General features: G+C 60.5%; 18 protein-coding genes. 14 read left to right on the top strand and 4 right to left on the bottom strand.

Going from position 1 to position 23,639, the window contains the following annotated elements; translation table 11 throughout:
* The first annotated feature begins 80 nt into the window (after nucleotides 1-80).
* The 6 genes from ACP7B3_RS13335 (at nucleotide 81) to ACP7B3_RS13310 (ending at nucleotide 10,704) form a co-directional block, all read left to right on the top strand.
* Complete coding sequence (locus tag ACP7B3_RS13335) at nucleotides 81-1,208, top strand: efflux RND transporter periplasmic adaptor subunit (RefSeq protein WP_145165013.1); 1,128 nt, start codon at nucleotides 81-83, stop codon at nucleotides 1,206-1,208.
* A 13-nt stretch (nucleotides 1,209-1,221) separates the two neighbouring features.
* Entirely contained in the window at nucleotides 1,222-4,284 is a 3,063-nt protein-coding gene (locus ACP7B3_RS13330; RefSeq protein ID WP_369300487.1) for an efflux RND transporter permease subunit, read from the top strand.
* Between the two features lie 4 nt (nucleotides 4,285-4,288).
* The gene (locus tag ACP7B3_RS13325) at nucleotides 4,289-7,414 is read left to right on the top strand and encodes an efflux RND transporter permease subunit (protein WP_426179104.1); all 3,126 of its coding nucleotides are present in this window, start codon (nucleotides 4,289-4,291) and stop codon (nucleotides 7,412-7,414) included.
* The gene (locus tag ACP7B3_RS13320) at nucleotides 7,411-8,823 is read left to right on the top strand and encodes an efflux transporter outer membrane subunit (RefSeq protein WP_426179102.1); all 1,413 of its coding nucleotides are present in this window, start codon (nucleotides 7,411-7,413) and stop codon (nucleotides 8,821-8,823) included. The genes ACP7B3_RS13325 and ACP7B3_RS13320 overlap by 4 nt, the downstream gene beginning before the upstream one ends.
* Before the next feature lie 456 nt (nucleotides 8,824-9,279).
* Entirely contained in the window at nucleotides 9,280-10,185 is a 906-nt protein-coding gene (locus ACP7B3_RS13315) for a DUF808 domain-containing protein (RefSeq protein ID WP_426179100.1), read from the top strand.
* Between the two features lie 147 nt (nucleotides 10,186-10,332).
* Nucleotides 10,333-10,704 (top strand): DUF805 domain-containing protein, encoded by a 372-nt coding sequence (locus ACP7B3_RS13310; protein ID WP_242193706.1) that lies wholly within the window; start codon nucleotides 10,333-10,335, stop codon nucleotides 10,702-10,704.
* A 64-nt stretch (nucleotides 10,705-10,768) separates the two neighbouring features.
* On the opposite strand, the gene ACP7B3_RS13305 is transcribed toward ACP7B3_RS13310, so the two are convergent.
* Nucleotides 10,769-11,557, bottom strand: a complete 789-nt coding sequence (locus ACP7B3_RS13305) for an MlaA family lipoprotein (protein WP_145164999.1) — start codon at nucleotides 11,555-11,557, stop codon at nucleotides 10,769-10,771.
* Nucleotides 11,550-12,848 carry a serine/threonine protein kinase gene (locus ACP7B3_RS13300; protein ID WP_426179098.1) on the bottom strand — a complete coding sequence of 433 codons (1,299 nt, stop codon included), beginning with the start codon at nucleotides 12,846-12,848 and terminating at the stop codon, nucleotides 11,550-11,552. Before ACP7B3_RS13300 ends, ACP7B3_RS13305 begins: the two co-directional genes overlap by 8 nt.
* 235 nt (nucleotides 12,849-13,083) lie before the next feature.
* Between ACP7B3_RS13300 and ACP7B3_RS13295 the strand changes: the two genes are divergently transcribed.
* On the top strand, nucleotides 13,084-13,452 hold the full coding sequence (locus tag ACP7B3_RS13295; RefSeq protein ID WP_426179096.1) for a hypothetical protein: 369 nt from the start codon (nucleotides 13,084-13,086) through the stop codon (nucleotides 13,450-13,452).
* A 90-nt stretch (nucleotides 13,453-13,542) separates the two neighbouring features.
* Here the strand turns inward: ACP7B3_RS13295 and ACP7B3_RS13290 are convergent, their stop codons facing one another.
* Nucleotides 13,543-15,096: a glycosyl hydrolase family 17 protein gene (locus ACP7B3_RS13290; protein WP_242193703.1), complete on the bottom strand. Its 1,554-nt coding sequence runs from the start codon at nucleotides 15,094-15,096 to the stop codon at nucleotides 13,543-13,545.
* Nucleotides 15,097-15,427: 331 nt separating this feature from the next.
* On the opposite strand from ACP7B3_RS13290, the gene ACP7B3_RS13285 reads away from it, so the two are divergent.
* From ACP7B3_RS13285 to ACP7B3_RS13275, 3 genes are all read left to right on the top strand, one after another.
* Nucleotides 15,428-16,279, top strand: a complete 852-nt coding sequence (locus ACP7B3_RS13285; protein ID WP_145164995.1) for a glycine betaine ABC transporter substrate-binding protein — start codon at nucleotides 15,428-15,430, stop codon at nucleotides 16,277-16,279.
* 286 nt (nucleotides 16,280-16,565) lie between these two features.
* Nucleotides 16,566-16,877 carry a DUF485 domain-containing protein gene (locus tag ACP7B3_RS13280; RefSeq protein ID WP_106576745.1) on the top strand — a complete coding sequence of 104 codons (312 nt, stop codon included), beginning with the start codon at nucleotides 16,566-16,568 and terminating at the stop codon, nucleotides 16,875-16,877.
* Nucleotides 16,874-18,532 carry a cation acetate symporter gene (locus ACP7B3_RS13275; RefSeq protein ID WP_145164993.1) on the top strand — a complete coding sequence of 553 codons (1,659 nt, stop codon included), beginning with the start codon at nucleotides 16,874-16,876 and terminating at the stop codon, nucleotides 18,530-18,532. Before ACP7B3_RS13280 ends, ACP7B3_RS13275 begins: the two co-directional genes overlap by 4 nt.
* A 220-nt stretch (nucleotides 18,533-18,752) precedes the next feature.
* Here the strand turns inward: ACP7B3_RS13275 and gltA are convergent, their stop codons facing one another.
* The gene (gene gltA, locus ACP7B3_RS13270; protein WP_078047629.1) at nucleotides 18,753-20,042 is read right to left on the bottom strand and encodes a citrate synthase; all 1,290 of its coding nucleotides are present in this window, start codon (nucleotides 20,040-20,042) and stop codon (nucleotides 18,753-18,755) included.
* 365 nt (nucleotides 20,043-20,407) lie between these two features.
* On the opposite strand from gltA, the gene sdhC reads away from it, so the two are divergent.
* Genes sdhC through ACP7B3_RS13250 form a run of 4 tightly spaced genes read left to right on the top strand, consistent with a single transcriptional unit; the run spans nucleotide 20,408 to nucleotide 23,636 of the window.
* Entirely contained in the window at nucleotides 20,408-20,782 is a 375-nt protein-coding gene (gene sdhC, locus ACP7B3_RS13265) for a succinate dehydrogenase, cytochrome b556 subunit (protein WP_106576743.1), read from the top strand.
* The gene (gene sdhD / locus ACP7B3_RS13260; RefSeq protein WP_003172805.1) at nucleotides 20,776-21,144 is read left to right on the top strand and encodes a succinate dehydrogenase, hydrophobic membrane anchor protein; all 369 of its coding nucleotides are present in this window, start codon (nucleotides 20,776-20,778) and stop codon (nucleotides 21,142-21,144) included. The genes sdhC and sdhD overlap by 7 nt, the downstream gene beginning before the upstream one ends.
* Before the next feature lie 3 nt (nucleotides 21,145-21,147).
* On the top strand, nucleotides 21,148-22,920 hold the full coding sequence (sdhA, locus tag ACP7B3_RS13255) for a succinate dehydrogenase flavoprotein subunit (protein ID WP_145164991.1): 1,773 nt from the start codon (nucleotides 21,148-21,150) through the stop codon (nucleotides 22,918-22,920).
* An 11-nt stretch (nucleotides 22,921-22,931) separates the two neighbouring features.
* The gene (locus ACP7B3_RS13250) at nucleotides 22,932-23,636 is read left to right on the top strand and encodes a succinate dehydrogenase iron-sulfur subunit (RefSeq protein WP_003172807.1); all 705 of its coding nucleotides are present in this window, start codon (nucleotides 22,932-22,934) and stop codon (nucleotides 23,634-23,636) included.
* The last annotated feature ends 3 nt before the right edge of the window (nucleotides 23,637-23,639 follow it).

Raw genomic sequence — 23,639 nt, 5'->3', positions numbered from 1 at the left:
CGCGCTGCTAGAGTTCAGAGCAAGGACGCGGCCATCTGGGCCGGCGTTCAGTCCTGTAGTCGGCGTTCGAGTGAGAAACCGTGGAGAAAAGCAGACGACGTACGTTCGCCTGGGTGGTTGGCGCGTTATTGGTGGTGGCGCTGTTGATTGGCCTGGGCATGCATTTGTTTGGCGGCGCCCATAAAGGCAAGCCCGTGTCCCCCGGCGAACCGGTAGCAGCAGTGCCGGTGGCCTTGCAGGATGTGCCGGTGTACATCGACGCCCTCGGCACCGTCACACCCACCCGCAGTGTCACGGTGGTGACCCAGGTCGATGGCATCCTCAGCAGCGTGGAGTTCAAGGAAGGCCAGCACGTCAGCAAAGGCCAGGTCATCGCCCGTATCGACGACCGCGCGCTCAAGGCGCAACTGGCCGTGGCCAAGGGCACCCTGGCTCACGACCAGGCGGTGTTGAGCAATGCCCAGCGCGACCTGGCCCGTTACCGCGACCTGGTCAAAGCCGGCTCCACCAGCCAGCAAACCCTCGATACCCAGGCCTCGCTGGTGCAGCAACAACAAGGCACTGTGGCCGCCGACCAAGGCAACGTACAAAACCTCGATGTGCAATTAAGCTACTGCACCATCACCTCCCCGGTGGATGGTGTGGTCGGCCTGCGCCTGGTCGATCCCGGCAACTACGTGACCACCGCCAGCACCACCGGCATCGTGGTCATCACCCAGATGAACCCGGCCACCGTGGTGTTCGCCGTGCCCGAAGATGACCTGGGCGCCATCAACCAGGCTCTGGCGCGCGGCAGCGTCACGGTGCTGGCCTACGACCGCAACAAGCAATCGTTGCTCGCCACCGGCAGCCTGCTGGCGCTGGATAACCAGGTGGACACCAGCACCGGCACGATCAAGGTCAAGGCACAGTTCGATGACTCGGGCAATGCGCTGTTTCCCAATCAGTTCGTCAACGCCCGGCTCAAGGCCGACACCTTGAGCCAGATCGCCGTGGTCCCGACCCGTGCGATCCAGCACGGCAGCAAGGGCGACTTCGTGTTTGTGGTCAACGGCAACAAGGCCAGCCTGCGCACGATCAAGACCGGCCCGTCCACCGGCGATGTCTCGGCGGTGCTCGACAATGGCGTCAAGGCCGGTGAGCAGGTGATCACCGAAGGCGCCGACAAGCTCGATGACGGCTCGGCGGTGAAGGTCGTCGCCCAGTGAGGAGCCGCCGAGCATGAATATTTCGCGGCCCTTTATCGAACGCCCGGTGGCCACCACGCTGATGATGGTCGCGGTGTTGCTGCTCGGCCTGTTGGGTTACCACTTGCTGTCGGTGTCGGCGCTGCCAGAGGTGGATTACCCGACCATCCAGGTGTTCACCCAATACCCCGGTGCCAGCCCGGACGTGGTCAGCTCGTCGATTACCGCGCCGCTGGAGCGCCAGCTCGGCGAAATGCCGGGGCTCAAGTCGATGAACTCGACCAGCTCGGACGGCGCTTCGGTGGTGACCCTGCAATTCGATTTGTCGCTGTCGCTGGACGTGGCCGAACAGGAAGTGCAGGCGGCGATCAACGCGGCGGGCACCTTCCTGCCGGCCAACCTGCCGTACCCGCCGGTGTACAGCAAGGTCAACCCGGCGGATGCGCCGGTGCTGACCCTGTCGTTGACCTCCGACGTGTTGCCGCTGACCAAGGTCGAAGACCTGGCCGACACGCGCCTGGCACAGAAAATCTCGCAGATCACCGGCGTCGGCCTGGTCACCATCAGTGGCGGCCAGCGCCCGGCGGTGCGGGTCGAGGCCAACACCTCGGCGCTGAATAGCCTCGGCCTGTCACTGGATGACCTGCGCACCTCGCTCGGTACGGCCAACGTCAACCAGGCCAAGGGCAATATCGATGGCAAGTTCCAGGCCTATTCCATTGGCGCCAACGACCAACTGCAGTCGGCCGAGGAATACCGCGACCTGGTGATTGCCTACAAAAATGGCGCGCCGATTCGCCTGTCGCAGATCGCCAGTTCCACCCAGGGCGCGGAAAACCCCCGCCAGGCGGCGTGGACCAATGACACGCCGTCTATCGTGCTGAATATCCAGCGCCAGCCCGGCGCCAACGTGATCGAAGTGGTCGACCGCGTGCAGCAATTGCTGCCCAAATTACGCGCCAGCCTGCCGGGCACCTTGAAGGTCGCGGTGCTCACCGACCGCACCCAGACCATCCGCGCTTCGGTCACCGATGTGCAGTACGAGCTGGGGCTGGCGATTTTGCTGGTGGTGATCGTGATCTTCATCTTCCTGCGCAATATCCCGGCCACGATCATTCCGGCCGTGACCATCCCGCTGACGCTGATCGGCACCCTGGCGGTGGCCTACGCGCTGGGCTTTTCGCTGAACAACCTGACGTTGATGGCGTTGACCATCGCCATCGGTTTTGTGGTCGATGACGCCATCGTCATGATCGAAAACATCACGCGCTACCTGGAGGCCGGCGACACGCCGTTGCAAGCGGCGCTCAAGGGCGCGGAGCAGATCGGTTTTACCATCATCTCGCTGTCCATCGCGCTGATTGCGGTGATGATCCCGCTGCTGTTCATGGGCGATGTGGTCGGGCGGTTGTTCCGCGAATTCGCCATGACCGTGGCGGTGACCATCGTGATTTCGGCGGTGATTTCACTGACGCTGACGCCAATGATGTGCGCGCGAATGCTCAAGTCCAAGCATGAAGAGCGCCGCCCGGACTTCTTCGACCGCATCAACAACCATTATGTACGCGGTCTGGATTGGGTGTTGGCGCACCGCACCTTGACCCTGATCTCGGTGGTGCTCACCGCCGCGCTGACCTTGTTCACCTTGGTGATCATGCCCAAGGGCTTTTTTCCCGATCAGGACACCGGCCTGATCCAGGGCATTTCCCAGGCCTCGCCGACCATCTCGTTCCAGCAGATGCAGGTTGAACAGCAACGCCTGGCCGCACGTATCCTCAAAGACCCGGCGGTGCAAAGCCTGTCGTCGTTCGTCGGTATCGACCAGACCAACCCGACCATCAACCAGGGCAACTTGCTGATCAACCTTAAGGCGCGTGGCGAGCGAGACAGCGCCACCGAAGTGATCCGCCGTTTGGCCGATGCGAATGCCGACGACGCCGGCATCCGCCTCTACCTGCACTCGGTGCAGGACCTGACCCTGGACGCCACGGTGTCCACCACCAGTTACCGCCTGGGCCTGCAAGCCACCGACCCGGATGAACTGGAGCAGTGGACCACCAAGTTGCTCGCCGCGATCAAGCAAGACCCGATGTTCACCGACGTGCAAAGCCAGGCCATGCAGTTCGGCAACCAGATCAAGCTGACCTTCGACCGCGCCACCGCCTCGCGCCTGGGGATTACCCCGCAGGCCATCGACGATGTGCTCTACGACGCGTTTGGCCAGCGCCAGGTCTCGACCATTTACACCCAGCTCAACCAGTACCACGTGGTGATCGCCACCGACCACCCGCCGCGCAATTTGCCGGATTTGCTCACCGGTTTGTACGTGGACATTCCCGGCGGTGGCGTGGCGCCGCTGTCGAGCATGGCGACCCTGGAGGTGGTGCGTTCGCCGGTCACCATCAACCGCCTGGGGCAGTTTCCCTATGCGGATGTGTCGTTCAACCTCGCGCCCGGCCAGACGCTGGGCGCGGCGGTGACGCGGCTGCAGGACATTGAAGCCAAAGTCGGCCTGCCATTGTCGGTGCAAGCCAATCTTGAAGGTGCGGCGGCGACGTTCCAGGCATCGCTGTCCAACCAGGTGTTTCTGGTGTTGGCGGCCATCGTGGTGGTGTACCTGATGCTGGGCATTCTGTACGAGAGCTTCGTGCACCCGGTGACCATCCTCTCGACCCTGTTGTCGGCGGCCCTCGGCGCGTTGCTGGCGTTGCTGGTGACGGGCACGCAGTTCGACATCATCGGCCTGATCGGCATTGTGTTGCTGATCGGCATCGTCATGAAAAACGGCATCATGATGGTCGACTTCGCGCTGGAGCTGCTACGTGAGGGCGGCTTGAGCCCGGTGGAAGCGATTCGCCAGGCGGCGGAGCTGCGCTTTCGGCCGATCCTGATGACCAGCATGGCCTCGCTGTTCGGCGCGGTGCCGTTGGCACTGGGCACCGGCATCGGCTCGGAGCTGCGCCACCCGCTGGGCATCGCGATCATCGGCGGGTTGCTGCTTAGCCAGTTGCTCACGCTGTTTTCCACGCCGGTGATCTTCCTCGCCATGCACGGCCTGGGGCAGCGTTTCAGCCGTCGCCCGGTGGCGCTGGAATGATGCGATGAACCTCAGCGCGCCGTTTATCCATCGCCCGATTGCCACCACGCTGCTGGCGGCCGGGCTGGCGTTGTTTGGTGTACTGGCCTTCAACCTGTTGCCGGTGGCGCCGTTGCCGGAAGTGGATTTCCCCACCATCAGCGTCAGCGCCTCATTACCTGGCGCCGACCCGACCACCGTCGCCAGCTCCGTGGCCACGCCGCTGGAGCGCCAGTTCGGGCAGATCGCCGGGGTCACGCAAATGACCTCCGCCAGCAGCCTCGGCTCGACGCGCATCACTATGCAGTTTGATCTGAGCCGCGACATCGACGGCGCCGCGCGGGACGTGCAGGCGGCGATCAACGCCGCGCGCAGCAACTTGCCCAGCGACCTGTCCGGCAACCCGACCTACCGCAAGGTCAACCCGGCCGATTCGCCGATCCTGATCATCAGCCTGACCTCCGACAGCGCCACGCCGGGGCAGATGTACGACGCGGCCTCGACGGTGCTCGAACAGCGCCTGTTGCAGACCACTGGCGTCGGCGACGTGACGGTGGGCGGCGGTGCATTGCCGGCGGTGCGCATCGAGCTGAACCCGGACCGGCTGAACAGGTACGGCGTCAGCCTGGAGCAGGTGCGTCAGGTCATCGGCGCGTCCAACGCCAACTTGCCCAAGGGCAATGTGGCGGTGGGCGATCGCTCGTATGGCATCGGCGCCAACGATCAGTTGCTCGACAGCAACGATTACGGGCCGCTAGTGGTCAAGGCCAAAAACGGCGACCTGATCCACATTGCCGACCTCGGTTACGTGCGCGAAGACGTGCAGGACCTGCGCAACTTCGGCCTGTCCAACGGCAAGCCGGCGGTGCTGCTGGTGGTGTTCAAGCAGCCGGGCGCCAACGTGATCGACACGGTGGACGCGGTGAAAGCGTCGCTGCCGTTTTTGCAAAGCTCGATCCCGGCGTCGATCAAGCTCAACCTGTTGATGGACCGCACCACCACTATTCGCGCGTCGTTGCATGACGTGGAAGTGACGTTGCTGGCCTCGATCCTGCTGGTGACGCTGGTGACCTTCGGCTTCTTCCGCGACTGGCGCAGCACTCTGGTGCCGGCTGTGGTGGTGCCGTTGTCGTTGCTCGGCACCTTTGGCGCGATGTACTTCCTCGGCTACAGCCTGAATAACCTGTCGTTGATGGCGCTGACCATTTCCACCGGCTTTGTGGTCGACGATGCGATCGTGGTGGTGGAAAACATCATGCGTCACCTGGAGCGCGGCAAGACGCGGGTGGAGGCGGCGCTGGCCGGGGCGCAGGAAGTCGGCTTTACGGTGCTGACCATCAGCGTGTCGCTGGTGGCGGTGTTTATTCCGTTGCTGCTGATGGGCGGGATTGTCGGGCGGCTGTTTCGCGAGTTCTCGGTGTCGTTGTCGGTGGCCATCGTCATCTCGATGGTGATTTCGCTGACGGTGACGCCGATGCTTGCCAGCGTGTTGTTGCGCGCACCCAAGGAAATCCGCGAAGGCAACGAGCACCCGGACTCACGCTTTCACCGCTTCTACGACCGCACGCTGGGCTGGGTGATCGAGCACTCGATCCTGATGGGCGTGGTGACGGTGCTGGTGATCGTGCTCGCGGGCGTGCTGTACGTGCTGGTGCCCAAGGGCTTCTTTCCCCAGGAAGACACCGGCCGCCTGCAGGGCAGCATCATCGCGGCGCAGAGTATTTCCTACGGGGCGATGCAAAAGGACTTTACCCAGATCAACCACAAGGTCATGCAAAACCCCAATGTGGAAACTGCTGCCGGGTTTGTCGGCGGCGGTGGCGGTGGCGGCGGGGCGGTCAACAGTGCGCAGCTGTTTGTGCTGCTCAAGCCGATTGATCAGCGCAAGGACAGTGCCGTCGATGTGATCGGCCAGATCCGCCGCAGCCTCGGCGATCTGCCTGGCACCAAGCTGTTTTTGCAGGCCGCCCAGGACATCACCGTGGGCGGCCGACAAAGCGGCGCGCAGTACCAATACACGCTGACTGCCGACGACCAGCAATCCCTGGATGAATGGGTGCCCAAGGTGGTGGAAGTGCTGCATAAGTTGCCGCAACTCACCGACTTGAACACCGACCAGCAAGACAACAGTCTATTGGCCAATTTGAGCATCAACCGCGACACCGCCGCGCGGCTCGGCGTGGGCATGTCGGCGGTGGACCAGACGCTGTACGACGCGTTCGGCCAGCGTCAGGTCTCGACCCTTTACCGCGCCGCCAACCAGTACCACGTGGTGATGGAAATCGCCCCGCAGTACTGGACCGACCCTCAAGCGCTCAAGGGGATTTACGTGCCGGCCGGCAACACCGCAGTGGCGGCCAAAGGCACCACCGCCGCGCCGAACCTGACCACGCCCACGACGTTGGTGCCGCTGTCTGCGCTGGCCGATAACAGCATCTCGCGCACGGCGATTTCGATCAGCCACCAAGGCACTTTTCCGGCCGTGACCGTCTCGTTCAACCTCGCTCCCGGCACCTCGATCGGCCAGGCCACCGCGCTGGTGGAGGACGCGGTGAAACAGCTGCGCATGCCGGCCAGCGTCACCGGCCAGTTTGCCGGCACGGCCCAGGTGTTCCAGTCGTCGGTGGCCAGCGAGCCGCTGCTGATCGTCGCCGCGTTGCTCTCGGTGTACATCGTGCTGGGCATCTTGTATGAAAACCTGATGCACCCGCTGACCATCCTCTCCACCTTGCCCTCGGCGGGCGTCGGCGCGTTGATTGCCTTGCTGCTGACCGGCACCGAACTGTCGATCATTGCGCTGGTGGGCGTGATCCTGTTGATCGGCATCGTGAAGAAGAACGCAATCATGATGATCGACTTCGCGATCACCGAACGGCGGGAGTTAGGCCTCACGGCCAAGGAAGCGATCCGGCGCGCCTGCCTGATCCGCTTCCGGCCGATCATGATGACAACGCTGGCGGCGATTCTCGGCGCGCTGCCGCTGGTGCTCGGCTCAGGTTATGGCTCGGAACTGCGCCGGCCGTTGGGGATTTCGATTATTGGTGGGCTGTTGTTCAGCCAGGTGCTGACGCTCTACACCACTCCGGTGATTTACCTCTGGCTCGACCGGGCGTCTCAGCGCCTGGGGCGGCACAAGGAAGCAAGGTCATGAAACTCAGATATAGCGTGCTGTTGGCCAGCCTGGTGCTGGGGGGCTGCATGGTCGGGCCGGATTATCAGAAACCGGCGATGGAACTGCCGCAGTCGTTCAAGGAGGGCGCGCAGTGGCAGCGCGCGGTCTCCAACCCCCAAGGGGCGTTGGACAGCCAGTGGTGGCTGGCCTATCAGGACCCGGTGCTCAATGACTTGGTGGCGCGTTCGGCCAAGGCCAACCAGTCGATCATTGCGGCTGAGGCGGCGTATCGGTTGGCCCAGGCGCAGGTGGCGTCGAGCCGCGCCGGGTTGTGGCCGACGGTGGGCGTGGGCTTGTCCGGTTCGCGTGGCGAGGGCGGCGACGGCAGCACGTCCAGCAGCACCACGGCATCGACCGGGGTGAAGAACAGTGTCAGCGCCACCTTGACCGCAAGCTGGGAGCCGGATTTGTGGGGTGAAGTGCGCCGGGGCATCGAATCGAGCCAGGCCACAGCCCAGCAATCGGATGCGCTGCTGGCCGGAGTGCGGTTGTCGATCAGTTCCAGCGTGGCGAGCAATTACCTGGCGTTGCGGCAGATGGATATCGATGTGCGCCTGTTGCAACAGCAGCAGACCATCAATCAGCAATTGCTCGACATGATCCAGGCGCAGTTCACCCAGGGCGTGGCCACTAATGACCAGTTGCTGGTGGCTCAGGATCAATTGACCACCTCGATAGCCGACTTGCAGACCTCGCTGCGTGATCGCGAGCAGTACGAGCATGCCTTGGCGGTGCTGGTGGGCGTGGCGCCGAGTGAGTTCAGCATTGCGCCACGGACTGATTTTGCATTCGTGGTGCCACGGCCACCGTTGACCTTGGCCTCGACCTTGTTGCAGCGCCGGCCTGATGTGGTTGCGGCCGAGCGCTCGGCGGCGGCGGCGAATGCCAAGATCGGCGTGGCTGAGGCGGCGTTCTTTCCCACGCTGGACCTGACTGCTCAGCTGGGGTATCGCGGCAGTGCCTTGGGTGGGTTGTTCTCCCTGCCCAATCGCATCTGGACGTTGGGCCCGGCGTTGGCGGAGACGATTTTTGATGGCGGCGCGCGCGAGGCGGCGGTCAAGCAGGCTGAGGCGAGTTATGACCAGATTGCAGCGAATTACCGGGGCACGGTGCTGAGTGCCTTGCAGAATGTCGAGGACAATTTGTCGGCGATCAACCATCTGCAAACTCAGGCGGATGCCTTCCAGCAGGTGTACCAGCGCAATCAGCAGTTGTTCGGCAGTCAGCAAGCGCAGTTGCGTGCGGGCACTGTCAGTCGGGAGACAGTGTTGACCCAACAACTGGTGTTGCTGCAGGCGGAGCAGAATTTGCGTGATACGCAGGGGCAGTTGAGCCAGGGCAGTGTGGCGCTGATCCAGAGCCTGGGCGGTGGTTGGCAGGCGCCCTGATGAGTTGATTCACCGCAATCAAACTGTGGGAGCTGGCTTGCCTGCGATAGCGACCTCCGAGCTGCCCAGTATCTTGCTGACCTAGCACATTCCAATTGTGGGAGCGGGCTTGCTCGCGAAGGCGGCGTGCCGGTTGGCTGGGATGTCTAGTCGGAGTACATATCCATTTCTGCGGTAACGGCCACTTAAGGTTCCGCTCTTACAGCGGCTCACTTTTTGAAGGACCGGAATGCCGGCCCAGCCAAAAGTAAGCAAAAAGTCCTCGCCCCACCACTCGGCACCTCGCCTAGGCTCGGAGTGCGGCCAGCGTGGTTGACGGGGCGACTTAGATCAAGATCAAGATCAAAAGCAGAGCAAAAGCCAGATCAACAGCAATCCTTCACGCAGTGGAAACCTATATTCCCTCACGGTCGCCGCGTTATATTCGCGGCACTTTACTTACAGGATGACCGCGTCATGGCAGGAAGCAGCTTACTGGTACTGATCGACGACATCGCCGCCGTCCTCGACGATGTGGCGTTGATGACCAAAATGGCCGCCAAGAAGACTGCCGGGGTGCTCGGCGATGACTTGGCGTTGAATGCCCAGCAGGTTTCCGGGGTGCGGGCCGAGCGGGAGATCCCGGTGGTGTGGGCGGTGGCCAAGGGCTCGTTTCTCAACAAGTTGATTCTGGTGCCTGCGGCGCTGCTAATCAGCGCGTTTGCGCCGTGGGCGGTCACGCCGTTGTTGATGCTGGGCGGGGCTTATCTGTGTTTCGAGGGCTTTGAGAAGCTCGCGCATAGCTTCATACACAAGCGCACTGAGGAACAGGCGCACTTGGTCGAAGCGGTGGCGGACCCGGCGACTGACTTGGTTGCGTTTGAGAAGGACAAGATCAAGGGCGCGATCCGTACCGACTTCATTCTGTCGGCGGAAATCATCGCCATCACCCTCGGCACGGTCGCCGATGCGCCGCTGATGCAGCAGGTAATCGTGCTGTCCGGCATCGCCATTGTGATGACCATCGGCGTTTACGGCCTGGTCGCCGGTATCGTCAAGCTCGATGACCTCGGCCTGTGGCTGACCCAAAAGCCCGGCCAGGCCGCGCGCAGCATCGGCGGGGCGATTCTGCGCGCCGCGCCTTACATGATGAAAAGCCTGTCGGTGATCGGCACGGCGGCGATGTTCATGGTCGGTGGCGGGATTCTCACCCACGGCGTGCCGGTAGTGCATCACTGGATTGAGACGGTGAGCCAGAACGTCGGCGCCATGGCGTGGCTGATGCCGACGCTGCTCAATGCGGTGGCCGGGATTATTGCGGGGGCGGTAGCGTTGGTGGTGGTTCAAATCTTCGAGAAAATTTGGCACGCAGTAAGACATTGACAGGTGTTTGCCAGGGCGTGTGAGTCAGTCTAGTCGCAGCGCTTTAGGCTTTTCCCTACAGAGGACCAATTCAATCCTTCCTAAGATCTGCGGCTCTGTTTGGCCTATCCAGGCGTTTTACAGAGTCTGTTAATCAGGGAGTTTTAAATGAATTGGTATCTGGACGCACTGAAGAAATCATTTGTATTCGAGGGGCGGTCGAGCAGGAGAGCTTTCTGGTATTTTCAGTTGGTTGATAAGGTAATTGAAGGGGCATACATAGCTATTTGCTGGTGGTTTTTTGAAGATTGGATAAAAACTACCTTGGGTATTGGCTTGGGTTATTTGCTGCTGACGCTGCCTGCCAGGGTCACTCTGTTATGCCGAAGGCTCACCGATAACGGCATCAGCCAGGTCAACTCGTTCTGGACGTTGTTGCCTTTTGTCGGGTCGCTCTTCTGGGTTGGTTTTGGGTTATGGCCGGGCGCTAAAGAACAATCTGCCAATCGCTCTGTGGATACGTCACGTACTGCTGCGTGATGTTGGAGCACAAACAAAAAAGCCACTCATTTAGGTGAGTGGCTTTTTTGTATCTGCAGGGCGTTTACTCGGCAATCTGCAACTTGCGCGATTCGGTGTAGATGTAACGCACCTTTTCATACTCGAACGGCGAGTTCATCTGACCGTAGCGGAAGCTGGTCTGGTAGCGCTTGTCGACGGCGCGCAGGGCCCAGATTTCCGGGTGGTTTTCGCTGACCTTGGACACGTTGAGGAAGTTGATCTCGGTTTCCGCGCCATAGTCGACGATCAGGCCGGTGGTATCGCGCAGGTTCGACGGGCCGAAGATCGGCAGCACCAGGTAGGCGCCGCCAGGCACGCCGTAGAAGCCCAAGGTTTGACCGAAGTCTTCGCTCTGACGCGGCAGGCCCATGGCGGTGGCTGGGTCCCACAGGCCGGCGACGCCAATGGTGGTGTTGAGCAGCAGGCGCCCGGTGGTTTCCAGGGAGCGATGGCCCTTGAGCTGCAGCAGGCTGTTCAACAGGTTGGGCACATCGCCCAGGTTGTTGAAGAAGTTGCTCACGCCGGTGCGCAGGAAGCTCGGGGTGACATAGCGGTAGCCGTCAACCACCGGCAGGAACACCCACTGGTCGAAGCGATAGTTGAAGTGGTACACGCGGCGGTTCCACGACTCCAGCGGGTCATACACGTTGAGCGCGGTCAGCGATGAACGCTCGAACTCGCGCTGGTCCAGGCCCGGGTTGAACTTGAGCTTGGTCAGCGGCTCCTTGAAGCCATCGGCGTCGACCTTGACCGGTTCATGCGCCTTGCTGTTGTCGGCATTGGCGACGCCCGCGCACATCAGGGCGGCGAGCAGCAGAAGATATTTAGCCACGGAAGAACTCCAGCATGGCGTCGGCGTTGACGCGGTAATTAAGGTTGCCGCAGTGGCCGCCCAGCGGGTAGACGGTCAAGCGATCGCCGAAGGTTTTACGCAGGAAACCGAGGTCGCCAGGGCCGAGGATCACGTCGTCGGCGTTGTGCATCACCGCGATTTTCGGGCTGCTGTGCAGGTAGTCCTTGAGCGCGTACAGGCTCACCTGGTCAACCAGTTGCAGCAGGCTGCCGCCGTCGGAACGCGCGCGCCACATGGGGATCACTTGTTCGGTGAGGTAGCAGTCGAAGTCGCATTGCAGCGCACGCTTGAGGAACGGCGTGAGGCTGGTGCCTTCGGTGATCGGGTACTTAGGCGGAATGATCAGACCGCGGCGGTTGATCAGGTCCGAGGTAAAGGCAATGTCGGCCGCCGAGAAGCGGAACGAGGTGCCGATCAGCATCGCCATTTGTTCGTTGGTCAGGTGCTGCTTGGAGTTCTGGAAGTCGTAGAGCAGGGCGTCATTGAGGTCGATGTAGCCCTTTTGCTGGAAGTAGCGGGTCAGCTTGCTCAGCACCAGCTCATAGAAGGTGGTGGTGTTATTGATGCCTTTGACCTCGGTCTGTACCAGCTTGTCGAGGTTGGTGATCGAGGTGTAGAGGTTGACCGGCGGGTTGAGCAGCAGCACCTTTTTGAAGTTGAAGCTGCGACGGGTCTCGTCGAGCTTGCTGACAAACGCCGCATCCAGGGCACCGAGGCTGTAGCCGGTGAGGTAGAAGTCGGTCACCGGCAGCGAGGCGTTCTGCGCGCGCACGGCTTGCATCACGCGGTACATGTCCTCGGCGTCTCCCTGGGTGATCCCCGGGGTGGCGAAGCGCGAGGCGGCGCTGATGAAATCGAAGCTGGTTGGCGACGACAGCTGCACCACGTGGTAGCCGGCCTGGTAATAGAGTTTTTTCAGGTATTCGTTGATGCTGCTGTCAAATCGCGCGCCGGTGCCTGCGATCAGGAAGATCAGCGGCGCGGCGTGGTCTTGTTTGGCGATGCGATAGGTGAGTTTCTTCACCGCCCAGAAGTTGTCCGGCAGGCTGAACTCGCGCTCGGGGCGCATGTTCAGCGTGTAGTCGGACTGGTTGATCTCGTCGTCGGTCGGCAATTTAGGCCGAAGGTCAGGCGGGGTGGTCGCAATGGTCGCTTCGAACGGGTTGGTCAAAGGGTAGCCATAGCTGGCTTGGTCGATGTCGACGGCCAGTGCTGACGCACTCAAAAATAGGCTGCCCAGCAAGGCAGCACAGCGCAAGGAACGGAGCATGACTTAATCCCTAAGAGGAAACGTGCTGAATGAAGTTCGCAGGCTATGACCACCGCGTTGCCACCGAAGTGCCAGCTCTCGGCACTAAAAGTCGGAAAAAAGCCACGGAATCGGGGTAATAGTAGCCAGAAGATACACTTTGCGAGGCATGGATGAATACTTATCTGTGCACACCGCTTGCTAACGGCCGCCGTGGGATTAAGCTGAGCGCCGTTTTTGTCTATCGGAGTGCCCCATGTCCCGTCGTTTGCCGCTGATCCTGCTGCTTATTGCCTTGCCTTTATGGCTGGCCGCCAGTTATGGCGCACGTTACGGTTTTATGGAGGATGGCCAGTGGGTCGGCATCTGCGCCGATGAGGCCAGCCGTTGGGAATGCCAGTTGCGTTCGAACCTGGGGTTGATGATTCACTTCAAGGTCTTGGGCTGGGCGGCGTTGGTTACATCGGTGCTGGGATTTTTTGTGCCGGGCCGTGCCGGATGGGGCGTGGCTGTGTTGGGGATGGTGTTCGGCTTGCCGGCCCTGGCGTTGTACAACACCACGTTTGCGGTGTTTGCGGTGGTGATTGCAGGGCTGCGGTTGGTCAGGAAACCGCGGGCTGCCTGACAGGGTCTCTTCGCGAGCAAGCCCGCTCCCACATTTTGACCGCGTGAATCCGGCCTTAATGTGAAAGCTGGCTTGCCTGCGATGGCGGTCTTAGGCCTTGCGCACGCGCAAGCAACGCCACAAGGCTACAACCATCAGCACACTCACGATTGCCCAACCCCACGCCTGCTGGTTCTGCAACCCTTCGCGATACAGCTGTGGCGCAATGCCTGCGCCGATGATGAAGGCCAGCAGCGCAATCTCCCGACGCGGGCCGGTTACCGGGCGAACCAGGTAAACCAGCGCCGGCAGCACCAGCGCCGCACTCGGGAAGCTGCGATAACGCGGGTCAAACACCAGCGCGAGCATCATTACCGCACCGGCGAACCCGGCGATTGCCACCAGCCAGCCCGCGCGTTGCTCCAGCCAGTTAAAGGCCCGCTCACGCCAACCGTCGCGCGCGCTCAGGGCCAGGGCGGCGTGGGCCAGCACCAGCAGGTTCAACACCACCAGCAAGCCTGCCCACACCCATTCATCGTTGAAGCGCGCGGTAACGCGGTTCAGCTCGGCCCAGGTGCCGATGGAACAGGCCGCTACGGCACCGAGCAATGGCAGCATGAGTGCTGCGCGCGTGCTGCGAACGCGCCCGCCAAGTACCAAGGTGCCCAGCAGGATAATCCCGCCCACGCTCAGCCACAGCGGCCAGTACGGCACATTGCTGACCGGCCCGGCGAGGATGCCCTTGTCCTGGCGATCAGCATCAAACAGCCCCCAGTAACCCCCGACCGCGCCCTCGCTGGCGCGTTTCCATGGCTGGTCAAAGGCTTCGATCAGGTTGTAATGCCAGCCATTGGCCTCGGCCATGGCCACAAAGCCGCGCATGAACTTGGCCTCATTGACCCGGCTCGGCACGGCGGTTTCGCGTTGGCGGCCTTCGCTGGGCCAGCCGGTCTCGCCGATCAGCACATCCTTGGGAGCGAACGTGTTGCCGAAAGTCTGACGTACATCACCCACGTGCTTGAGCGCCTGGTCGATGCCCGACGGGTCATCTTCCCAGTACGGCAGCAGGTGAATGGTCAGGAAGTCCACCGCCGGAGCGATTTCCGGGTGCTTGAGCCAGAACTCCCACACGTCGGCATAAGTCACCGGCTGCTTGATCTGGCTTTTGACCTTATGGATCAGCGTCACCAACTGCTTGGCGGTGACTTCCTTGCGCAGCAGCGCTTCGTTGCCGACGATCACCGAGGTGACCACGTCAGGGTTGGCGTTGGCCGCAGCGATCAACTCGGCGACTTCTTTTTCGGTGGCAACCGGGTCACTGCTGACCCAGGCGCCGGCCATCAACTTCAGCCCATGCTTGCGCGCCAGGTCCGGCAAGGCTTCCAGGCCCGTCATGGAGTAGGTGCGAATGCATTCAAAGCGGGTGGCCAGCAGGGCCAGGTCGGCGTCCATGCGCTCGGGGCGCAGCTTGAAGGGCTGGTCGAACGGCGACTGGTCCTTGTCGAACGGCGTGTACGAGGCGCATTGCATTTTGTGGCTGGCGCTGGCCACGTCCGGCAACACCACGGGCCGGCCGAGGCCGTACCAATAGCCGACAAGGGCAAGTACGCCGAGGATCAGGGCGAAAATATAGGGCAGGGCAGGGAAGCGGGCAGTCGCGGGCATGGTCGGCTTATCTGGGGAGCAAAGGCGCGCATCTTACCCGGATTTAGCCCTTCCCAGTGGGGCCGCATAATTTAGACATGCAAAGTTCGGGCGGGATTTTGCTGCGATGTCCTACAAATCGTCCTGCTGGCGATGTGATGTCGTTTCTTGCTTACCTGAGGTCGCAGTCAGAGCAGGTCCAAGGTCCCGGCAGGTTGATGATCGAAGTGTCAGCACTCCACTGATGTCTGGGCCGCCGGATCGATGCGCGTGACGGGGGCGCGGTGCACCACATAACAACAGGTTGACGTCGCTCGGCATCCGCCGGGCGCAGCACTTTCGGGGAAGTACTATGAAGATGCGACGACTCTTGGGCGCAGCTGCCACTCTGGTAGTTGCGATGAGCTCCACACTGGCCAGCGCCGACAGCAAAACCCTGAGCATCGGTTACGTAGATGGCTGGTCTGACAGCGTTGCCACCACCCACGTGGCGGCAGAGGTGATCAAGGAAAAGCTCGGTTATGACGTGAAACTGCAGGCCGTCGCTACCGGGATCATGTGGCAGGGCGTGGCCACCGGCAAGCTCGACGCCATGCTCTCCGCCTGGCTGCCCGTGACCCACGGTGAGTACTGGGCCAAGAACAAGGACAAGGTGGTCGACTACGGCCCCAACTTCAAGGATGCAAAAATTGGCCTGATCGTGCCGGAGTACGTCAAGGCCAAATCGATTGAAGACCTCAAGACCGACACCACCTTCAAGAACAAGATTGTCGGCATCGACGCCGGTTCAGGCGTGATGCTCAAGACCGACGAAGCGATCAAGGCCTATGGCCTGGACTACAAGCTGCAAGCCAGCTCGGGCGCCGCGATGATCGCCGAACTGACCCGTGCCGAAGACAAACAGGAGTCCATTGCGGTCACCGGTTGGGTGCCACACTGGATGTTCGCCAAGTGGAAACTGCGTTTCCTGGACGATCCAAAAGGAATTTATGGGGCTGCTGAAACCGTCAACAGCATCGGCAGCAAGGGCCTGGAGAAGAAAGCGCCGGAAGTCGCGGCCTTTTTGAAGAAATTCCAGTGGGCCTCCAAGGACGAAATCGGCGAAGTCATGCTCGCAATCCAGGAAGGCGCCAAGCCTGATGCCGCGGCCAAGGATTGGGTCGCCAAACACCCTGAGCGTGTGGCCGAGTGGACTGCCAAATAAAGCACTAACTCTTTAGAAGCCCCACCACAACCCTAATGTGGGAGCGGGCTTGCCCGCGAAGGCGGTGTGTCAGTCAGCCCATGTATTGACTGATGCACCGCCTTCGCGAGCAAGCCCGCTCCCACATTTTTTTGCCTGCATTCAGGCTGTCGTTTATTTGTTGGCTTAAAAACTTGCGAAGTTGCTATCTCGTTCTACTACTAAGGTCGTCTGGAACCTGTTCCGCAGCCGCATACAGTGGATATGTTCCAAAATAATAAAAAGCTGTGCTGCGAGGATAAAAACAATGAACGACAGCATTTACCTCTCGATTCAAAACAGCCCGCGTTTCAAGGAGCTGGTGAGAAAAAGGGAAAGGTTCGCCTGGATTCTCTCGGCGATCATGCTAGGGCTTTACTCCGCTTTCATCCTGTTGATTGCCTACGGGCCACAAGTGCTGGGCGCCAAGCTCAGCCCCGGTTCCTCGATTACCTGGGGAATCCCGATCGGGGTCGGGCTGATTGTGTCGGCCTTCATTCTTACCGGCATCTACGTACGACGCGCCAACGGCGAATTCGACGACCTGAACAATGCGATTCTCAAGGAGGCTGCGCAATGATCCGGCGTCTATTGGCTGTATGTGGCGCTTCGATCTTCGCGCCCGCCGTTTGGGCGGCGGATGCCTTGACCGGTGAAGTGCACAAGCAACCGCTGAATATCGCCGCGATCCTGATGTTCGTGGCGTTTGTCGGTGCAACCCTGTGCATCACCTACTGGGCGTCCAAGCGCAACAAATCGGCGGCTGACTACTATGCGGCCGGCGGCAAGATTACCGGCTTCCAGAACGGCCTGGCGATTGCTGGCGACTATATGTCGGCAGCGTCTTTCCTGGGTATTTCCGCGCTGGTGTTCACCTCCGGTTACGACGGCCTGATCTATTCGATCGGCTTCCTGGTGGGTTGGCCGATCATCCTGTTCCTGATCGCCGAGCGCCTGCGTAACCTGGGCAAGTACACCTTTGCCGACGTGGCGTCCTATCGCCTCGGGCAAACCCAGATCCGCAGCCTGTCGGCCTGTGGCTCGCTGGTGGTGGTGGCGTTCTACCTGATCGCGCAGATGGTCGGCGCGGGCAAGCTGATCCAACTGCTGTTCGGCCTGGATTACCACGTTGCGGTGATTCTGGTGGGCATCCTGATGTGCCTGTATGTGTTGTTCGGCGGCATGCTGGCGACCACCTGGGTACAGATCATCAAGGCTGTGCTGTTGCTGTCCGGTGCCTCGTTCATGGCGCTGATGGTGATGAAGCACGTCAACTTCGACTTCAACACGCTGTTTGCCGAGGCGATCAAGGTTCACCCTAAAGGTGAAGCGATCATGAGCCCGGGCGGCCTGGTGAAAGACCCGATCTCGGCGTTCTCCCTGGGGCTGGCGCTGATGTTCGGTACTGCTGGCCTGCCGCACATCCTGATGCGCTTCTTCACCGTAAGCGACGCCAAGGAAGCGCGTAAGAGCGTGCTGTATGCCACCGGCTTCATCGGTTACTTCTACATCCTGACCTTTATCATCGGCTTTGGCGCAATCCTGCTGGTCAGCACCAACCCGGCGTTCAAGGATGCGGCAGGTGCCTTGCTCGGCGGCAACAACATGGCGGCGGTGCACCTGGCCAACGCGGTGGGCGGCAGTATTTTCCTGGGCTTCATCTCGGCCGTGGCGTTTGCCACCATTCTGGCAGTGGTTGCCGGCCTGACCCTGGCGGGTGCTTCGGCGGTGTCCCATGACCTGTATGCCAGCGTGATCAAGAAAGGCAAGGCCAACGAGAAGGATGAGATTCGCGTGTCGAAGATCACCACCATCGCTCTGGCGGTGCTGGCAATCGGCTTGGGTATCCTGTTCGAAAGCCAGAACATTGCGTTCATGGTCGGCCTGGCGTTCTCCATTGCCGCCAGCTGTAACTTCCCGGTGCTGCTGCTTTCCATGTACTGGAAAAACCTCACCACCCGCGGCGCGATGATTGGCGGCTGGCTGGGCTTGATCAGTGCCGTTGGCCTGATGATCCTCGGCCCGACCATCTGGGTGTCGATCCTGCACCACGAGAAAGCCATCTTCCCGTACGAATACCCGGCGCTGTTCTCGATGATCATTGCGTTCATCGGCATCTGGTTCTTCTCCATCACCGACAAGTCGGCGGCGGCAGAGAAAGAGCGTGCGCTGTACTTCCCGCAGTTTGTGCGTTCACAAACGGGCCTGGGGGCGAGTGGGGCGGTTAACCACTAAGTCTCGTAACGGTTACAAAAAAAGCCCCGGTCGCGAGATCGGGGCTTTTTTTTTGCATTTATTGGTCACGGATACGACAAAACTGTTTCTTAAATCCTGCATCAATAAAAGTGGTTTTCAGCGGGTGAGGGGGGTGGGAGTGATCGGTGCCGACGCGCGTTCGACAGAAACAAATAAGGCCCCCAGAGGAGGCCTTATTCGGTGCAACTAAGCGGTTGGCTTACTTGCGGTCTTCCAGCTTGGTGATGTCACGCGACTCGTAGCCGGTGTACAGCTGGCGCGGGCGGCCAATCTTGTACGGGCTGGAGAGCATTTCTTTCCAGTGGGAGATCCAGCCCACGGTCCGCGCCAGGGCGAAGATCACGGTGAACATGCTGGTTGGAATGCCGATCGCCTTGAGGATGATCCCCGAGTAGAAGTCGACGTTCGGGTACAGCGAGCGCTCGATGAAGTACGGATCGGTCAGCGCGATCTCTTCCAGGCGCATGGCCAGTTCGAGTTGCGGATCGTTCTTGATGCCCAGTTCCTTCAACACTTCGTCGCAGGTCTGCTTCATCACGGTGGCGCGCGGGTCACGGTTCTTGTAGACGCGGTGACCGAAGCCCATCAGCTTGAACGGATCGTTCTTGTCCTTGGCCTTGGCGATGAACTTGTCGATGTTCGAGACATCGCCGATTTCATCGAGCATGGTCAATACGGCTTCGTTCGCACCGCCGTGGGCAGGGCCCCACAGTGCGGCGATACCGGCGGCGATACAGGCGAACGGGTTGGCACCCGAAGAGCCTGCCAGGCGTACGGTCGAGGTGGAGGCGTTCTGCTCGTGGTCGGCGTGGAGGATGAAGATCCGGTCCATGGCCTTGGCGAGCGTCGGGCTGATCGGTTTGATCTCGCACGGGGTGTTGAACATCATGTGCAGGAAGTTTTCCGCGTACGTCAGGTCGTTGCGCGGGTACATCATGGGTTGCCCCATGGAGTACTTGTAAACCATTGCGGCCAGGGTTGGCATCTTGGCAACCAGGCGGATCGCGGAGATTTCGCGATGCTGCGGGTTATTGATGTCCAGGGAGTCGTGATAGAAGGCCGACAGGGCGCCAACCACGCCGCACATCACGGCCATCGGGTGGGCGTCGCGACGGAAGCCGTTAAAGAAGGTCTTCAACTGCTCGTGAACCATGGTGTGGTTCTTCACGGTGCTGACGAACTGGGCTTTTTGCTCGGCTGTTGGCAATTCGCCATTTAGCAGCAGGTAGCAGGTTTCGAGGTAGTCCGATTGCTCGGCCAACTGCTCGATCGGGTAGCCCCGGTGCAGCAGAATGCCATTGTCGCCGTCGATATAGGTGATCTTCGACTCGCAAGAGGCGGTCGACATGAAGCCTGGGTCGAAAGTGAAACGGCCCGTGGCCGTCAGGCCCCGTACGTCGATAACATCGGGACCAACGGTGCCGGTTAAAATGGGCAGCTCGACGGGGGCTGCGCCCTCGATGATCAACTGCGCTTTTTTGTCAGCCATGTGGCCTCCTATTTATGCTTCAAATCATCAGACAGACCCCCCACGCAGGGCCCGCACCACTATAGTGAGATAAATTCAGATGTCAATTTGCCTAAAGTCTTGCTCCAGAAGGCTTTAACCGTACTTTTTCGTCGAAATTGACTGCCATTTACGCCTTTTATCCCGCCAGCGCAATCAGCTATTAGGGTGAGGAGCGCGCGTTGTCATTAGTAACCTAACTGTCTATACTCGGCCACCGACCGCCAAGGGCTTTTGGGCTTGCTTTCATTGGGGGTCGCACTCCCTGGGTGGTGCTTACCTGACCAGTCGCACTCCCCAACAACTTTGCCCTGATTGTTAGGGGCTCTTCAGTGTGAAAAAAAGCCGTGAATAGCCAACGACCTGTAAACCTAGACCTAAGGACCATCAAACTCCCCATCACCGGCGTTACGTCGTTCCTGCACCGTGTTTCCGGCATCATCCTGTTCCTGGGCTTGGGCATCATGCTTTATGCATTGAGCAAATCCCTGGGTTCCGAGGAAGGTTTTGCCGAGGTGAAGGCATGCTTGACCAGCCCGCTGGCCAAGTTCGTAGCATGGGGCCTCCTGTCCGCTCTGCTTTATCATCTGGTAGCCGGCGTGCGCCACTTGATCATGGATATGGGCATCGGTGAGACGCTGGAAGGCGGCCGCCTGGGCTCGAAAATCATCATCGCCATTTCCGTGGTGCTGATCGTTCTGGCAGGAGTTTGGATATGGTAACCAGCGTTACGAACCTTTCGCGTTCGGGCCTCTATGACTGGATGGCACAGCGTGTGTCTGCGGTCGTTCTCGCGGCTTATTTCATTTTCCTGATCGGATACCTCGTCGCAAACCCGGGCATCGGCTATGAGCAATGGCACGGCCTGTTTTCCCACAATGCGATGCGAATCTTCAGTCTGCTGGCACTTGTAGCTCTGGGCGCTCACGCCTGGGTCGGCATGTGGACCATCGCGACTGACTACCTGACGCCAATGGCGCTGGGCAAGTCCGCGACTGCAGTCCGTTTCCTCTTCCAGGCAGTATGCGGCGTCGCGATGTTCGCTTACTTCGTCTGGGGTGTGCAGATTCTTTGGGGTATCTGATTCATGGCTAACATTCCAACTATTTCCTTCGACGCCATCATTATTGGTGGCGGCGGTGCTGGCATGCGCGCAGCGCTGCAGCTGGCCCAGGGCGGTCACAAGACTGCCGTGATCACCAAAGTGTTCCCAACGCGTTCCCACACCGTATCGGCCCAGGGTGGCATCACCTGCGCCATCGCGTCCGCCGACCCGAACGATGACTGGCGCTGGCACATGTACGACACCGTCAAGGGTTCCGATTACATCGGTGACCAGGACGCTATCGAATATATGTGTCAGGAAGGCCCGGCCGCCGTGTTCGAGCTGGACCATATGGGTCTGCCGTTCTCGCGTACCGAGCAGGGTCGTATCTACCAGCGTCCATTCGGCGGTCAGTCGAAGGATTACGGTAAAGGCGGCCAGGCTGCCCGTACGTGCGCCGCTTCCGACCGTACCGGTCACGCGCTGCTGCACACCCTGTATCAGGGCAACCTGAAAGCCGGCACCACGTTCCTGAACGAATACTACGCGGTTGACCTGGTGAAAAACGCTGACGGCGCATTCGTCGGCGTGATCGCCATCTGCATCGAAACCGGTGAAACGTCCTACATCCGCGCCAAGGCTACCGTTCTGGCGACTGGCGGTGCAGGCCGTATCTACGCATCGACCACCAATGCCCTGATCAACACCGGTGACGGCGTCGGCATGGCACTGCGTGCAGGCGTACCGGTGCAAGACATCGAAATGTGGCAGTTCCACCCAACCGGCATTGCCGGCGCTGGCGTACTGGTAACCGAAGGTTGCCGTGGTGAAGGCGGCTACCTGATCAACAAGAACGGCGAGCGCTTCATGGAGCGTTATGCTCCGAACGCGAAAGACCTTGCCGGTCGTGACGTTGTAGCCCGTTCGATGGTCAAGGAAATCATTGCCGGTAACGGCTGTGGCCCTAATGGCGACCACGTACTGCTCAAGCTCGATCACCTGGGCGAAGAAGTACTGCACAGCCGCCTGCCGGGTATCTGTGAGCTGTCCAAGACCTTTGCTCACGTTGACCCGGTGGTTGCTCCGGTTCCGGTTGTTCCGACTTGCCACTACATGATGGGCGGCGTGCCGACCAACATTCATGGTCAGGCGATCACTCAGAACGCCGACGGCGTGGACGAGATCATTCACGGCCTGTTCGCGGTAGGCGAAGTGGCATGCGTATCGGTTCACGGCGCCAACCGCCTGGGCGGCAACTCGCTGCTCGACCTGGTGGTATTCGGTCGCGCTGCCGGCCTGCACCTCGAGAAGGCACTGTCCGACGGCATCGAATACGATGACGCGACCGACGCCAACATCGAAACTGCCCTGGCGCGCCTGAACGCTCTGAACGAGCGTACCGATGGCGAAGACGTGGCAACCCTGCGTCGCGAGCTGCAAAACTGCATGCAGAACTACTTCGGTGTATTCCGTACCGGCGAATACATGCAGAAGGGTATTGCCCAGCTGGCCGATCTGCGCAAGCGCATTGCCAACGTCAAGATCAACGATAAGAGCCAGGCGTTCAACACCGCTCGTATCGAAGCCCTTGAGCTGCAAAACCTGTTGGAAGTGGCTGAAGCGACTGCGATCGCCGCCGAGGTTCGTAAAGAATCCCGTGGTGCTCACGCTCGTGAAGACTTTGAAGACCGCGACGACGAGAACTGGTTGTGCCACACCCTGTACTTCCCGGGTGACAAGCGCGTGACCAAGCGTGCCGTGAACTTCTCGCCGAAGACGGTTCCGACGTTTGAACCGAAGATTCGGACTTACTAAGGGTGGCTGCCATGTTGAAAGTCAGTGTTTATCGCTACAACCCTGATCAGGACGCTGCGCCGTTCATGCAGGAATTCCAGGTTGATACCGGTGGTAAAGACCTGATGGTGCTGGACGTGCTGGCCCTGATCAAAGAGCAGGACGAGGGTTTCTCCTATCGTCGCTCTTGCCGTGAAGGTGTGTGCGGTTCCGACGGCATGAACATCAACGGCAAAAACGGCCTGGCGTGCATCACGCCGCTGTCTGCCGTGGTTAAAGGCAACAAGCTGATCGTTCGTCCTCTGCCAGGTCTGCCGGTTATCCGTGACCTGGTCGTCGATATGAGCATCTTCTACAAGCAATACGAGAAAGTTAAGCCGTTCCTGCAGAACGACACGCCGGCTCCGGCCATCGAGCGTCTGCAGTCCCCGGAAGAGCGTGAAAAGCTCGACGGTCTGTACGAGTGCATCCTGTGCGCTTGCTGCTCGACTTCGTGCCCGTCCTTCTGGTGGAACCCGGACAAGTTCCTGGGTCCAGCTGCACTGCTGCAAGCGTATCGCTTCCTGGCAGACAGCCGTGACACCAAGACGTCCGAGCGTCTGGCCTCACTGGATGACCCGTTCAGCGTATTCCGCTGCCGCGGGATTATGAACTGCGTCAACGTATGTCCCAAAGGCCTGAACCCGACTAAGGCCATTGGTCACATCCGTAACATGCTGCTGCAAAGCGGCGTGTAACCG

This window comes from Pseudomonas sp. TWRC1-2 (assembly GCF_049896685.1).
Lineage (GTDB): Bacteria > Pseudomonadota > Gammaproteobacteria > Pseudomonadales > Pseudomonadaceae > Aquipseudomonas.
The sequence above is the reverse complement of the archived record's forward strand: the minus strand, read 5'-3'. Positions and strand labels throughout refer to the sequence as shown.